The sequence below is a fragment of the Marinobacter sp. P4B1 genome, assembly GCF_001447135.1.
In the GTDB taxonomy this organism is placed as follows: Bacteria; Pseudomonadota; Gammaproteobacteria; order Pseudomonadales; family Oleiphilaceae; genus Marinobacter; species Marinobacter vinifirmus.
In genome coordinates, this window is the sequence record NZ_LLXM01000005.1 from 575,407 (window position 1) to 590,272 (window position 14,866).

14 protein-coding genes and 2 rRNA genes are annotated in these 14,866 nt (G+C 56.6%); 2 read left to right on the forward strand and 14 right to left on the reverse strand.

Annotated features, from left to right (window positions below; genetic code table 11):
* Positions 1-9: 9 nt before the first annotated feature.
* Positions 10-375 carry a YraN family protein gene (locus tag AQ621_RS04380; protein ID WP_058340420.1) on the forward strand — a complete coding sequence of 122 codons (366 nt, stop codon included), beginning with the start codon at positions 10-12 and terminating at the stop codon, positions 373-375.
* 9 nt (positions 376-384) lie between these two features.
* Complete coding sequence (locus tag AQ621_RS04385) at positions 385-975, forward strand: SIS domain-containing protein (RefSeq protein WP_058340421.1); 591 nt, start codon at positions 385-387, stop codon at positions 973-975.
* A gap of 58 nt (positions 976-1,033) precedes the next feature.
* Here the strand turns inward: AQ621_RS04385 and AQ621_RS04390 are convergent, their stop codons facing one another.
* The 14 genes from AQ621_RS04390 to AQ621_RS04455 form a co-directional block, all read right to left on the reverse strand.
* Entirely contained in the window at positions 1,034-1,438 is a 405-nt protein-coding gene (locus tag AQ621_RS04390) for a ClpXP protease specificity-enhancing factor (RefSeq protein WP_227498303.1), read from the reverse strand.
* Between the two features lie 56 nt (positions 1,439-1,494).
* A complete protein-coding gene (locus AQ621_RS04395; RefSeq protein ID WP_022988669.1) occupies positions 1,495-2,124 on the reverse strand; it encodes a glutathione S-transferase N-terminal domain-containing protein in 630 nt (209 codons plus the stop codon).
* Positions 2,125-2,230: 106 nt separating this feature from the next.
* The gene (locus AQ621_RS04400) at positions 2,231-2,986 is read right to left on the reverse strand and encodes a cytochrome c1 (protein ID WP_058340458.1); all 756 of its coding nucleotides are present in this window, start codon (positions 2,984-2,986) and stop codon (positions 2,231-2,233) included.
* On the reverse strand, positions 2,986-4,218 hold the full coding sequence (locus AQ621_RS04405) for a cytochrome b (RefSeq protein WP_058340422.1): 1,233 nt from the start codon (positions 4,216-4,218) through the stop codon (positions 2,986-2,988). Before AQ621_RS04405 ends, AQ621_RS04400 begins: the two co-directional genes overlap by 1 nt.
* Positions 4,218-4,814: a ubiquinol-cytochrome c reductase iron-sulfur subunit gene (petA, locus tag AQ621_RS04410; protein WP_058340423.1), complete on the reverse strand. Its 597-nt coding sequence runs from the start codon at positions 4,812-4,814 to the stop codon at positions 4,218-4,220. The genes AQ621_RS04405 and petA overlap by 1 nt, the downstream gene beginning before the upstream one ends.
* 237 nt (positions 4,815-5,051) lie before the next feature.
* Positions 5,052-5,444 carry a 30S ribosomal protein S9 gene (rpsI, locus tag AQ621_RS04415; protein ID WP_022988665.1) on the reverse strand — a complete coding sequence of 131 codons (393 nt, stop codon included), beginning with the start codon at positions 5,442-5,444 and terminating at the stop codon, positions 5,052-5,054.
* 12 nt (positions 5,445-5,456) lie between these two features.
* Entirely contained in the window at positions 5,457-5,885 is a 429-nt protein-coding gene (rplM, locus tag AQ621_RS04420; protein ID WP_022988664.1) for a 50S ribosomal protein L13, read from the reverse strand.
* 203 nt (positions 5,886-6,088) lie between these two features.
* Positions 6,089-6,880 carry a TatD family hydrolase gene (locus tag AQ621_RS04425; protein ID WP_058340424.1) on the reverse strand — a complete coding sequence of 264 codons (792 nt, stop codon included), beginning with the start codon at positions 6,878-6,880 and terminating at the stop codon, positions 6,089-6,091.
* 28 nt (positions 6,881-6,908) lie between these two features.
* Positions 6,909-8,489, reverse strand: a complete 1,581-nt coding sequence (prfC, locus tag AQ621_RS04430) for a peptide chain release factor 3 (RefSeq protein WP_058340425.1) — start codon at positions 8,487-8,489, stop codon at positions 6,909-6,911.
* 61 nt (positions 8,490-8,550) lie between these two features.
* Positions 8,551-8,988, reverse strand: a complete 438-nt coding sequence (rimI, locus tag AQ621_RS04435) for a ribosomal protein S18-alanine N-acetyltransferase (RefSeq protein WP_227508227.1) — start codon at positions 8,986-8,988, stop codon at positions 8,551-8,553.
* 47 nt (positions 8,989-9,035) lie between these two features.
* Complete coding sequence (locus tag AQ621_RS04440) at positions 9,036-9,812, reverse strand: hypothetical protein (RefSeq protein WP_058340426.1); 777 nt, start codon at positions 9,810-9,812, stop codon at positions 9,036-9,038.
* Positions 9,813-9,853: 41 nt separating this feature from the next.
* Positions 9,854-11,404, reverse strand: coding sequence for a 2-isopropylmalate synthase (locus AQ621_RS04445; RefSeq protein ID WP_058340427.1), 1,551 nt, complete (start codon positions 11,402-11,404; stop codon positions 9,854-9,856).
* A 117-nt stretch (positions 11,405-11,521) separates the two neighbouring features.
* Positions 11,522-11,635: ribosomal RNA gene (rrf, locus tag AQ621_RS04450) — 5S ribosomal RNA — on the reverse strand.
* Positions 11,636-11,741: 106 nt separating this feature from the next.
* A 23S ribosomal RNA gene (locus tag AQ621_RS04455) occupies positions 11,742-14,633 on the reverse strand.
* Positions 14,634-14,866 lie beyond the last annotated feature (233 nt).

Here is a 14,866-nt window from a genome sequence, read left to right on the forward strand (position 1 = left end):
AGGATGGCCATGGAAGGCTCAAGACAACGCGGAAATCACTATGAAGGCGTGGCCGCCCGCTACCTGATGAGCCGCGGCGTACGCATCCTCGAGCGCAACGTCTACAACCGTGGTGGCGAGATTGACCTGATCGGCATGGATGACGGCGTGCTGGTATTTTTCGAAGTCCGCTTTCGCAAAACCGACAGCCTGGTCGACCCGGCAAGCTCCATCACCTGGCAAAAGCAGAAACGACTCGTTAAAGCCGCCGCTTTTTACCTGCACCGCCAGGGCCTCTGGGACAGCCCCACCCGCATCGACGTGGTTGGCATATCACCGGGTTCCGCCAGCAAATACCGGGTACAATGGATCCGAAACGCAATTCAGGCAGATTGATTCAACAGCATGAACGATACCGAACAGAAGATTAACCAGTGGTTTGCCAGCCACATGGAGCAAACAGCCCAGGCCGCCAGCCACGTTGCCCCGGCCATCGAACAGGTGGCGGACGCCTTTGTGAATACCCTGCTGCAGGATGGCAAGATTGTCGCCTGCGCCAACGGCAACGCAAACGTGGTGGCCCAGTATTTCTGCACCGCACTGCTATCACGCTTCGACCAGGAACGTCCGGCCCTCCCCGCGATCAACCTGGGGGCGGATGCCACTACCTACTCTGCGATCTGCAGGGATAACCGGTTCAACGACACCTTCTCAAGGCAGGTAAGAGCCGTCGGCAAACCCGGAGACCTGCTGTTTGTGGTGGTCGATGACGGCCACAAAGCCAACCTGATCCAGGCCATCCAGGCGGCCCATGACCGGGAAATGAGCGTGGTTGTACTCAGCGCCCGGGAAAAATCCGATATTTCCTCCCTGATGCACCCGGAAGACCATGAAATCGCCTTGAACGACCTGGCGCCCCATGAAGCCATGCCCCTGCTCCTGGTGATCATCAACGCCCTGTGCGACCTGATCGACCATAAGCTTTTCGGCGGCTAAGAAAAAAGCCGGATGTCTCCATCCGGCTTTTCGCATCATTGCACAGCCACCTTCAGGCTTACTTGACCACCTTCAGTGTAGGCCGGCCACTCGGGCGCTCATCTGCCCGCCTGGACTGGCCCGCATCATCGTTACCCTCAGGATCAGGAGAGCCGGGTTCGCTGCCGAACACCATTCCCTCGCCGTTTTCCTTGGCATAGATGGCCATGACCGCCTGCAGCGGAATAAACACCTGCATGGGTACACCGCCAAAGCGGGCGCTGAACTCCAGCGCACCGTTTCCGATCACCAGGCCCCGAACTGCACCGGGGCTGATGTTCAGAACGATCTGGCCGTTGGCCACATGCTCGGTAGGCACCTGAACACCCTGCACACCCGCATCAACGACAATGTAGGGCGTGCAGTCGTTATCCAGAATCCACTCATTCAACGACCGGACCAGATAAGGCCGGCTGGATGTCATGGCAATACTCATATCCGACACTCAACCACTCCTGCCCCGGCTCCGGGGGCTGACAATCAGCTGCGAATATCTTCTTCCAGGTCAGAAAGGCTGGCCTTGAAACCTTCCCGGGCGAAGATGCTGTCCATGTATTTCTGAAGAGGCTTGGCCTGCTTCTCGTTCATCTCGATGCCCAGCGCCGGCAGGCGCCAAAGGATCGGAGCGATACAGCAATCCACGATAGTGAACTCTTCGGACAGGAAGAACGGCATCTCGGCAAACAGCGGGCCGGTAGCCAGCAGGCTTTCTTTCAGCTCTTTACGGGCTGCATCAGCCGCCTTGCCAGTGGGCTGCGCCAGGATCTGATCCACCAGCCTGCACCAGTCTTTCTGGATGCGGTGAATCATCAGCCGGCTGTTAGCCCGGGCAACCGGATACACAGGAAGCAGCGGCGGATGCGGGAAACGCTCGTCCAGGTATTCCATCATGATATTCGGCTCGTACAGAACCAGGTCACGATCCACCAGGGTCGGCAAGGCGTTGTACGGATTCAGGTCTGCCAGCTCAGCCGGCGGGTTATCCGGATCCACATCCACAATGTCAACGGTAACACCCTTCTCGGCCAGGACAATACGCACGCGATGGCTGTAATGACTGGCTGGATCTGAAAAGAATGTCATTGATGACCGCTTGGTCACAACGCCCATATAGCTACCTCACGATTCTACAAACCGAAACAATCCAGAAAACGCAAAAACCAGCGGACCCGATTGGGCCCGCTGGAATTCAGGATCCGGGATTATACCCTAAATCTTAATGTACGTCTTTCCAGTACTCGCGGTTAAGCAGGTACGCGAAGATGAAGAAGATCACCACAAAGATCAGGACAAAAATCCCCAACCGTTCGCGCTCTACTTTTACCGGGTCACCCATGTAAGACATGAAGTTGGTCAGGTCCCACATAGCCTGGTCGAATTCAGCACCGGACATGCTGCCTTCGATGGCGTACTCGGGGCAGACATCACCATTGTTGATGTTGCCACTGAGCGGCTCTACCGACGCGTCTACACCGATGTTCGGCTTGACCGCACACAGACCCTGCAGGTCAACCATTACGTGGGGCATGCCCACCAGGTCGAACACAGCGTTGTTCACGCCCAGCGGACGGGTCTCGTCCTTGTAGAAGCCACGCAGGTAGGAATATACCCAGGACTCGCCACGCACACGGGTTTCCAGCGTCAGGTCGGGTGGCGGAGCACCGAACCAGTCAGCAGCCATGTCCTTGTTCATGGAGTTCTTCATCAGTTCACCGATCTTGGCACCGGTGAAAATCAGGTTCTCCTCGAACAACTGGGCAGGGATCTCCAGGTCATCCGACACGCGCTTGTAGCGGGCGTATTCCATGGAGTGGCAACCCATGCAGTAGTTGGTGAACAGTGCCGCACCACGCTGCAGGGATTCCTTGTTGGTATGATCCGGCTCCATCGGGTCAAGAGGAACCGCGACACCAGCTGCCAGGCCGATGGCCGGCAGGATGGCGAAAACGAGACCAAAAATAAGCTTTCTCATCATCCTGTCACCCTTTCTGGAACTGGCTTGGTTTTCTCCATGCGTGTGTAGAACGGCATGAGGATAAAGTACAGGAAGTACAGGGCGGTCAGAATCTGCGCAGCCGTAGTACGACCTTCCGTTGCCGGAACAATACCCAGGTAGCCAAGGATGACGAAGCTCACCGCAAAGATAGCCAGTGCGATTTTGCTCAACCAGCCCTTGTAGCGAATAGAGCGAACCGGGCTTCTGTCGAGCCATGGCAGCACGAACAGGATAGCGATGGCCGCGCCCATTACCACAACACCCCAGAACTTCGCATCCAGGCCGAACAGGTCAACCGTGACCGCACGCAGCATGGCGTAGAACGGTGTGAAGTACCATACCGGCGCAATGTGCGCAGGCGTCTTCAGGTTGTTAGCCGGCTCGAAGTTCGGCTTCTCGAGGAACAGGCCGCCCATTTCCGGGAAGAAGAACACAACAATGAAGAAGATGAAGAAGAATACAGCCACACCCAGCAGGTCGTGCACGGTGTAGTACGGGTGGAACGGGATACCGTCTTTCGGAATACCGTTTTCGTCCTTGTTCTTCTTGATCTCGATACCGTCAGGGTTGTTGGAGCCAACTTCGTGCAGCGCCAGGATGTGCAGGACAACCAGGCCCAGCAGGACGATCGGCAGGGCAACCACGTGCAGTGCGAAGAAGCGGTTCAGGGTAATACCGGAGATCAGGTAGTCACCACGAATCCACAGAGACAGGTCTTCACCGATAACCGGGATGGCACCAAACAGGTTAACGATAACCTGGGCACCCCAGTATGACATCTGACCCCAGGGCAGCAGGTAGCCCATGAAGGCTTCAGCCATCAGCACCAGGTAGATCAGCATACCGAAGATCCAGATCAGCTCGCGCGGCTTCTGGTACGAGCCGTACATCAGTCCCCGGAACATATGCAGGTAGACCACCACGAAGAACGCAGAGGCACCGGTTGAGTGCAGGTAGCGCAACAGCCAGCCCCACTCCACATCACGCATGATGTATTCAACGGAAGCAAAGGCGCCTTCCGCAGACGGGTTGTAGCTCATGGTCAGCCAGATACCGGTAACCAGCTGGTTAACCAGTACGAGCATGGCCAGGGAACCGAAGAAGTACCACATGTTGAAGTTCTTCGGCGCATAGTACTTCGCCAGGTGTTTGTTCCAGGCGTCAACAACCGGCAGACGCTCATCTACCCAATTCAGAAGTTTCTGCATCACGCTGCCTCCGGATCAAGACCAACGGTCATGGTCGTGTCGCTGTCATACCGGTAAGGCGGAACCTCCAGGTTCAGAGGAGCCGGCTGCCCGGAGAATACCCGGCCCGACAAATCGAACTTGGAACCGTGACACGGACAGAACAGGCCGCCCAGCCACTCGTCGCCCAGATCCGCCGGAGCCACTTCCGGACGGTAGGTCGGCACACAGCCCAGGTGAGTACAGATTCCCACAAGCACAATAAACTCCGGCTTCAGGGAGCGCGTAGCCCCACTGATATACTCCGGCTGCTGGCTGGTTGCTGTAGACTCGGGATCTTTCAATCGTGGACTGAGTTTCTCGATATTCTCGAGCATCTCAGGGGTACGCCGGATAATCCACACCGGCTTTCCGCGCCACTCCACGGTGATCTGCTGGCCTGGTTCAATCTTGTCGATGTTGACGGTTACCGGTGCACCCGCTGCTTCCGCTTTCGCACTGGGATTCCAGGACGCTACGAAAGGAACGGCTGCACCGACGACGCCGACACCACCTACCACAGACGTGGCACCGATCAGAAATCGGCGCCGGCCTTGGCTCACGTCGCCATTACTCATTATGGTTTTCTCCCATCAGGCGAGGCACAGATGCGGAAAACCCGACTCTGCGCTTCGAAAAGGACTTCACAACCCGAAAATGTAAGCGCTGAAATGGTAATGAAATTACCCACCGCTTACAAGCCGGAATGGCGGCTGGCCTGCCTTATCCCTGCGCCAGATCAAAAATATTTGCGCCAGACAGACATAAAAAAACCCGGCCAAAAGACCGGGTTTTCCATCGGCAGGAACTGCCAATTAACGCTTGGAGTACTGCGGACGCTTACGCGCTTTACGCAGACCCACTTTCTTACGCTCAACCTTACGTGCATCACGGGTTACATAACCCGCTTTGCGCAGGGACGGGCGCAGAGTTTCGTCGTATTCCATCAGGGCGCGGGTCAGGCCGTGGCGAATTGCGCCAGCCTGGCCACTGATACCACCACCCTTAACAGTGATAGTGATATCGAAACGATCTTCAGACTCGGCAACCACCAGCGGCTGACGAACGATCATCCGAAGAGTTTCACGACCGAAGAAATCTTCGATGGTGCGACCGTTGATAGAGATGTTACCGCTACCCGGCTTGATAAAGACGCGAGCCGTGGATGATTTGCGGCGACCAGTACCGTAATTTTGTGCTACAGACATATTCGCCTTCCGTTAGATGTCGAGTTCTTTGGGCTGCTGGGCGGCATGAGCATGCTCAGCGCCTGCGTACACTTTCAGCTTCTTGAACATGGCACGGCCGAGCGGGCCTTTCGGAAGCATGCCTTTTACGGCCTTCTGAATGATTTGCTCGGGAGCCTTGTCAACCAGCTTCTCGAAGTTGATGGATTTGATTCCACCCGGAAAGCCGGTATGGCTGTAATACATCTTTGCTGATGCCTTTTTGCCGGTAACCTTCACCTGGCTGGCATTGATAACAATGATGTAGTCGCCAGTGTCCACGTGAGGGGTATACTCAGGCTTATGCTTGCCCCGCAGACGAAGGGCGATTTCGGTTGACAGACGACCCAGCGTCTTGCCGGCTGCGTCTACAACGTACCAGTCACGTTTTACTGTTTCTGGTTTCGCACTCAGAGTCTTCATTGATTCCGCCTTGAACGCTATATAAGAAACGTTAAAAACCACCACCGGTAAATGCAAGGCATCCGGAGGAGGTTCATACCTGTATGCTGACGTTGACACCATTCGGGGCTGAGATAGTGACATCGCCTTGAAAAGCCAGGGCGCGAAGTATACTCGAACCCACCAGGAATGCCAACCCTGCCTATCTGTGTTTCGTTAAACCCCTATCCCGATGGAGCAAGGACGCTTTCCGAACGCCCGTAAAGGCGACTCACATTCGCCAGCAACACTTCCGCCAGGGCCTCCGCATCCTGCCCCCGCAACCGGGCCAGGCAATCCAGTATCGCCGGTAAGCAAGCCGGGCTATTCATTCCTTTGTCAACGCCGGCCGGCGCCATATCCGGCGCGTCGGTTTCCAGCACCAGGGCTTCTGCCGGCAGCCGGGCTATGGCATCCCGGGTTTTCCGGGCCCGGTCGTGGGTAATCACACCCCCGACGCCGATATAACACCCCAGGTCCACCAACTTACTGGCCTGCTGGTAACTGCCGGAGAAACCGTGCACCAGCGCCCTGCCCTGCCATCGCTCAGCCCGCAGGGCGGTATGGACCTGGTCGTGGGCCTTCACCGAGTGGATCACCAGGGGATAGTCGTGCCGGGTGGCCAGCTGTATCTGGGCGCGAAACCAGGGCAGCTGTTCTTCAAAGCTACCCTTCAGGCCATCCAGCCCACACTCACCCACGCCAATACAGCCATCGGGGTAACTGCCCAACCGTTGCCCGAGCAGCTCGAGGTCCGCCGCTGTGTGTTCTTCCACAAACCACGGATGAATACCCAGGCAATACCAGATCCCGCGCGCCGAGTTCGCCAACGCCTGAACACGATCCCAATCGGCCCTGCGCACCCCCGGCACCACCAGGGCCCTGACCCCGCCCTTTGCGGCTGCGGCCAGCTCCTGCTCCCGAACCCCGTCGAAACGCGGAAAGTCGAAATGGCAATGGGCATCTACCAGCCTCATGGTCACCTCAGCTTCGGGAGCGATTGACTCAATGCTCCCGGGTTTTGTGGAATTCGACGTCCGGGTACCGCTCCTGGGCCAGGTTCAGGTTCACCATGGTCGGCGCGATATAGGCAAGGCGGTCGGCGCCGTCCAGGGCCACGTTGTCCTGGTTCTTGCGCTGGAACTCGTCCAGTTTGCGGTCGTCAGAGCAGGTCACCCACCGGGCTGTCGCCACGTTAATCGGTTCGTAAATAGCCTCAACCTTGTACTCACTCTTCAGGCGGGCTACCACCACATCAAACTGCAGCACACCAACGGCCCCAACGATCAGGTCGTTGTTACGCATCGGCCGGAACACCTGTACGGCACCCTCTTCCGACAGCTGGATCAAACCTTTCTGCAGCTGCTTGGCCTTAAGCGGATCCTTCAGGCGAATCCGACGGAACAGTTCCGGCGCAAAGTTCGGAATGCCGGTAAACTTCATGTCTTCGCCGGCGGTGAAGGTATCACCCAGCTGGATGGTGCCGTGGTTGTGCAGGCCGATGATATCGCCGGCAAAGGCTTCTTCGGCATGCTCCCGGTCGCCGGCCATAAACGTCAGCGCATCGGAGAACCTTACCTCCTTACCGATGCGTACATGGCGGGCTTTCATACCCTGATTGTAGCTGCCGGAAACAATGCGAACGAAGGCAATGCGATCGCGATGCTGCGGGTCCATGTTGGCCTGGATCTTGAACACGAAGCCGGAGAAACCGTCTTCCGTGGGCTGAACCACTCTCTGATCGGTCTCACGGGGTTGCGGGGTCGGTGCCCACTCCACCAGGCCGTCCAGCATGTGATCTACGCCAAAGTTACCCAGCGCCGTACCGAAAAAGACCGGAGTCAGTTCACCGGCCAGGAATGCTTCCTGGTCGAACTCGTGGGAAGCACCTTTCACCAGTTCGATCTCGTCCCGCAGGTCACTGGCATAGCTTCCGATGGCCTCATCCAGCTCCGGACTATCCAACCCTTTGATAATGCGCTTTTCCTGAATCGTGTGGCCCTGGCCAGACTGGTACAGAATCACCTCGTCACGCAGCAGGTGGTAAACGCCCTTGAAGCCTTTACCCATGCCGATCGGCCAGGTGATCGGCGCGCAGGCGATTTTCAGAACATCTTCTACCTCGTCCATCAGCTCGATCGGATCCCGGGTATCCCGGTCCAGCTTGTTCATGAACGTGAGGATAGGCGTATCACGCAGCCGGGTAACTTCCATCAGCTTGATGGTCCGTTCCTCTACGCCCTTGGCACTGTCGATAACCATCAGGCAGGAGTCTACGGCGGTCAGCGTCCGGTAAGTGTCCTCAGAGAAGTCTTCGTGGCCCGGGGTGTCCAGCAGGTTCACCAGCTTGCCACCGTAGGGAAACTGCATCACCGAGGTGGTTACCGAGATGCCCCGCTCCTTCTCCATCTCCATCCAGTCAGACTTGGCATGCTGGCCGGATTTTTTACCCTTGACGGTACCTGCTTTCTGGAGAGCCTGGCCGAACAGCAGGACTTTCTCGGTAATGGTGGTTTTGCCGGCGTCCGGGTGCGAGATAATCGCGAAGGTGCGGCGCTTGGCCACTTCCTGGGAAAGGTTAGACATAGAAATCGGAAACCTGAATGGTATGGTTGAAAAACGAGCTATTATACGGGCCAGAGGGGGCTCAGGTGAACCGTAAAGCCATGACTCGGGCATCTTCACGGCCGGGACCGTCGGGATAGTAGCCTCGCCGGCGGCCTATTTCCCTGAAACCTTCACCGGCATAGAGTTCTATCGCCGCCCGGTTGCTGTCCCGTACTTCCAGGATCATGCAGACCATGCCGTCTTTGACGGATTCTGCCAGCGCGTGCTGCAGTAACCGGCGCCCGGCACCCTGACCGCGCAATTGCGGATGAACACAAATATTCAGCAAATGGGCTTCATCGAACAGGTAGTTGATCACGGCAAACCCCAGAACCCGGTGATCCTGCTCCAGGGCCCAGAGCCGGTAGCCGTCTTTGAAGCAGTCCCGGAAAATACCTTCTGACCACGGGTGCGAATGCCCGAGGCGCTCCAGCTCCATCACCTGTGCCATGTCTTCTGACGCCAGTGTTCTTATCACTGCGCTGTCAGGGCGAAGAAGGACTGATGGTTTACCCACGGCAGTGCTCAGGCTTTCAGGGGCTTGATCAGGTGCCACAACTTGCGCTTGCGCTCCGGATCGGTGGCAAGGGTGGCCAGGGACGTCTCGAAAACAACCTCCGGCTCCCGCCCCAGCGCCTGGCTATACCAGTCGCCCACTTTCCCCAGGACAACAACCTTCTGCCCGGACAGGCCTCCGAACAGCGCTTCAAGGGCCACAGCAAGGTGTTCAGCGCCATTGAGGCTCACCTTGAGGTTATTGAACAAGGGCCAGTGCAAGGAATCAGAAGCCTTGCAGGCATCCTCGCCAAGGCTGCGAAGAATATTTCGGGCGAGGGTTTCCTGCAGCGCCAGACTGGAGTCTTCAGACAATTCGGCAATCAGGGTAACCCGCCGTCCGGTCCAGGCCTTCAGATTAAGCCGTGGCACATCCTCAGCGACCGTGACCGGCTCTGCTGGCACAGGTTCGGGCTCGATAGCCTCTACCCCGGGGGCTGGCGCCTCAGCCGGGCTGACAGGCGACTCTGCGCCCACGCTCGCCGGGGCCTTCGCTGACGGCTCCATCAAGCTTTGCAGGCGGGCAATCTTGTCCCGGTTACGGGAAGCCTGCTCCGGGTCTGCACGTCGTGCACGCGGAGCAGCCGGAATAACCGGGACTTCAGGCACAGCAACCGCTTCCGGCTCCTGCACCCCGAAATCGTAATCGGGACTTGGCGCAGCACCGGGAAGGGGATCGCGGGCATACCACATGCGTATGCCCGACATGCCCAGATAGAACTGGCGCTCGGCTTCGGTCTGAATCACATCAGTCTCCGATGGACCTGAATAGCGCACTCATACCCGATTCAGACATCCGCCACCTGGGGATGCTGCCGGATACCGCCTGCGGCAATGAGGTTCAGGGCTTCGATGTAGGCCTTGGCAGAGGCGATAATGATATCGGTATCGGAACCCACACCATTAACAATGCGACCACCCCGCTCAAGGCGCACGGTGACCTCCCCCTGGGCATCGGTACCGCTGGTAATGTTGTTGACCGAATACAGCTGCAGGTTACAGCCAGAATCCACCAGGGACTCGATCGCCTTGAAGGCGGCATCCACGGGACCGCTACCTTCCGCCTCGACCGTGTGTTCATCGCCATCTACGGTAAGGGTAAGCTTTGCCTTGGGCACTACGCCGGTCTCGGAGCAAACCTGCATGCATACCAGCCCGTAGCGACCGATCTCTTCTTTCTGCTTGGTGTCGCTGGCAATTGCCTGAAGATCTTCATCGAAGATCTCGTGCTTGAGGTCGGCCAGCGCCTTGAACCGGGTGAACGCTTCGTTCAGTTCGGTTTCGGTCTCGAACTGGATACCCAGCTCAAGCAAGCGGGTACGGAAAGCATTGCGGCCCGAGTGCTTGCCCAGCACCAGGCTGTTGGTGTGCCAGCCTACGTCCTGGGCACGCATGATCTCGTAGGTCTCGCGATGCTTGAGCACGCCGTCCTGGTGAATACCGGACTCATGGGCAAAGGCATTCGCACCCACAATTGCCTTGTTCGGCTGAACCGGGAAACCGGTAATGGTGGATACCAGGCGAGACGCCGGAACAATGTGCTGGGCATCAATCCGGGTGTCGATATGGAACAGATCCTGGCGGGTGCGTACCGCCATCACGATTTCTTCCAGCGAGGCATTACCGGCACGCTCGCCCAGACCGTTGATGGTGCACTCAACCTGCCGGGCACCGCTACTGACCGCTGCCAGGGAGTTGGCTACGGCAAGCCCCAGGTCGTTATGGCAGTGCACCGAGAAAATAGCTTTATCGGCGTTAGGGATACGATTGAGCAACTGGCGAATGGTTTCACCAAACTGTTCCGGAATGGCATAGCCAACGGTGTCCGGAATGTTGATGGTGGTTGCACCGGCATCGATGGCCGCTTCAATAATACGACACAGGAAGTCCAGCTCGGAACGCCCAGCGTCCTCGCAGGAGAACTCCACATCATCCACATGGCTACGGGCACGCTTTACTGCCCGTACCGCCTGCTCTACCACTTCGTCTGGCTGCATTTGCAGCTTGTGCTGCATGTGGATAGGCGAGGTTGCGATAAAGGTATGGATACGGCCACTGGCCGCAGGGCGGATAGCCTCTGCTGCCCGATCAATGTCTTTATCGAGGGCACGGGCCAGACTGCAAACGGTGGAATCCTTGATGGCCTCAGCAATGGCCTTCACCGCCTCGAAGTCACCCTGGCTGGCAATCGCGAAACCCGCTTCGATCACATCCACCCGGAGCTTTTCCAGCACCTTGGCAATACGAAGCTTTTCGTTCTTGTTCATGGTGGCGCCGGGGCTTTGCTCGCCATCCCGGAGAGTGGTATCGAAAATGACCAGATGATCGCTTGCCGCCATCGAAGGGCTCCCGTCAGAAACTTGGATGTGGTTGATGGGAGGCAGTATATCACTTCTCCCGGGCCTGAAATGAAAAAACCCCCGGCAGCAATGCTGTCGGGGGTTTTGGTATTAAGAGCCTGACGATGACCTACTCTCACATGGGCGAACCACACTACCATCGGCGCTGGTCTGTTTCACGTCTGAGTTCGGGATGGGATCAGGTGGTTCCAGACCGCTATGGTCGTCAGGCAAAACGGATGATCACTGGGAAGGACGAGATAAAACGTGATGGTGATTTCTTTGAGCGTGGCGTTTGCCTTGCTCTTGCGTTATCCGCAATTGTCTTGGGTGTTATATAGTCAAGCCGCACGAGCAATTAGTACTGGTTAGCTCAACGCCTCGCAGCGCTTACACACCCAGCCTATCAACGTCCTGGTCTTGAACGGCTCTTCAGGAGGCTCAAGGCCTCAGGGAGATCTCATCTTGGAAGGGGCTTCCCGCTTAGATGCTTTCAGCGGTTATCCTGTCCGAACATAGCTACCGGGCAATGCCACTGGCGTGACAACCCGAACACCAGAGGTTCGTCCACTCCGGTCCTCTCGTACTAGGAGCAGCTTTCCTCAAATCTCCAACGTCCACGGCAGATAGGGACCGAACTGTCTCACGACGTTCTAAACCCAGCTCGCGTACCACTTTAAATGGCGAACAGCCATACCCTTGGGACCGGCTTCAGCCCCAGGATGTGATGAGCCGACATCGAGGTGCCAAACACCGCCGTCGATGTGAACTCTTGGGCGGTATCAGCCTGTTATCCCCGGAGTACCTTTTATCCGTTGAGCGATGGCCCTTCCATACAGAACCACCGGATCACTATGACCTACTTTCGTACCTGCTCGACGTGTCTGTCTCGCAGTCAAGCGGGCTTGTGCCATTACACTAACCGCACGATGTCCGACCGTGCTTAGCCCACCTTTGTGCTCCTCCGTTACGCTTTGGGAGGAGACCGCCCCAGTCAAACTACCCACCACACAGTGTCCTCATCCCCGATAAGGGGACCAAGTTAGAACCTCAAACATGCCAGGCTGGTATTTCAAGGTTGGCTCCACTCGAACTGGCGTCCGAGTTTCAAAGCCTCCCAGCTATCCTACACAAGCATGCTCAAAGTTCACTGTGAAGCTATAGTAAAGGTTCACGGGGTCTTTCCGTCTAGCCGCGGATACACCGCATCTTCACGGCGATTTCAATTTCACTGAGTCTCGGGTAGAGACAGCGCCCCCATCGTTACGCCATTCGTGCAGGTCGGAACTTACCCGACAAGGAATTTCGCTACCTTAGGACCGTTATAGTTACGGCCGCCGTTTACCGGGGCTTCGATCAAGAGCTTCGCACGAGTGCTAACCCCATCAATTAACCTTCCGGCACCGGGCAGGCGTCACACCGTATACGTCCACTTTCGTGTTTGCACAGTGCTGTGTTTTTAATAAACAGTCGCAGGGGCCTGGTATCTTCGACCGGCTTCCGCTCCACCCGCGGGGGTTTCACGTACACACCGGCGTGCCTTCTCCCGAAGTTACGGCACCATTTTGCCTAGTTCCTTTACCCGAGTTCTCTCAAGCGCCTTGGTATTCTCTACCTGACCACCTGTGTCGGTTTGGGGTACGGTCTCGAATAGCCTGAAGCTTAGAAGATTTTCCTGGAAGCAGGGCATCAATGACTTCGCGCCCTTGGGCACTCGTCGTCACGTCTCAGGATTGTGGACCCGGATTTGCCTAAGTCCACTCCCTACTCGCTTAAACCGGGACAACCGTCGCCCGGCTCACCTAGCCTTCTCCGTCTCTCCATCGCAGCTATCCAAGGTACGGGAATATTAACCCGTTTCCCATCGACTACACCTTTCGGTCTCGCCTTAGGGGCCGACTCACCCTGCGCCGATTAGCGTTGCGCAGGAACCCTTGGTCTTCCGGCGTGCGGGTTTTTCACCCGCATTGTCGTTACTCATGTCAGCATTCGCACTTCTGATACCTCCAGCAAGCTTCTCAACTCACCTTCGCAGGCTTACAGAACGCTCCCCTACCCCGCATACAATGTATGCAGCCGCAGCTTCGGTGACCAGTTTGAGCCCCGTTACATCTTCCGCGCAGGCCGACTCGACTAGTGAGCTATTACGCTTTCTTTAAAGGATGGCTGCTTCTAAGCCAACCTCCTAGCTGTCTGAGCCTTCCCACATCGTTTCCCACTTAACTGGTACTTTGGGACCTTAGCTGGCGGTCTGGGTTGTTTCCCTCTTCACGACGGACGTTAGCACCCGCCGTGTGTCTCCCGGATAGTACTCACAGGTATTCGGAGTTTGCATCGGGTTGGTAAGTCGAGATGACCCCCTAGCCGAAACAGTGCTCTACCCCCTGTGGTATTCGTCCGAGGCGCTACCTAAATAGCTTTCGGGGAGAACCAGCTATCTCCGGGCTTGATTAGCCTTTCACTCCGATCCACAAGTCATCCCCTGGCTTTTCAACGACAGTGGGTTCGGTCCTCCAGTGCCTGTTACGGCACCTTCAACCTGCTCATGGATAGATCGCCCGGTTTCGGGTCTATGTCCAGCGACTGATTCGCCCTATTCAGACTCGGTTTCCCTACGGCTCCCCTAAACGGTTAACCTCGCCACTGAACATAAGTCGCTGACCCATTATACAAAAGGTACGCCGTCACAGAACAAGTCTGCTCCGACTGCTTGTACGCATACGGTTTCAGGGTCTATTTCACTCCCCTCACAGGGGTTCTTTTCGCCTTTCCCTCACGGTACTGGTTCACTATCGGTCAGTCAGGAGTATTTAGCCTTGGAGGATGGTCCCCCCATGTTCAGTCAACGTTTCTCGTGCGCCGACCTACTCGATTTCACTGGACTCAGGTTTCGGATACGGGGCTATCACCCACTATGGCGGCTCTTTCCAGGGCCTTCTCCTACCAGTTGTCCAGCTTAAGGGCTGGTCCCCGTTCGCTCGCCGCTACTTAGGGAATCTCGGTTGATTTCTTTTCCTCGGGGTACTTAGATGTTTCAGTTCCCCCGGTTCGCCTCTTACACCTATGGATTCAGTGTAAGATACCTAACCGAAGTTAGGTGGGTTTCCCCATTCAGAGATGTCCGGATCACAGCTCGTTTGCCAGCTCCCCGAACCTTATCGCAGGCTTCCACGTCTTTCATCGCCTCTGACTGCCAAGGCATCCACCGTATGCGCTTAGTTGCTTGACTATATAACCCCAAGACAACTGTGTTCCCTTTATCGACGTCCGGGTAAACCAGGAAATCCATAACGGGAGACAGTTACTTGAAGCGATATAACAACCACTTCAACGACAACACCGGATAACGCTTGAAATCGCTATCACTTTGAACAGTTTCTCTCGGAGATAATGAGAGAAATCTATTCGTGTTCTATCTCGTCCAATTTGTTAAAGAGCAAATCTGACCCAGTGATCAGAAAG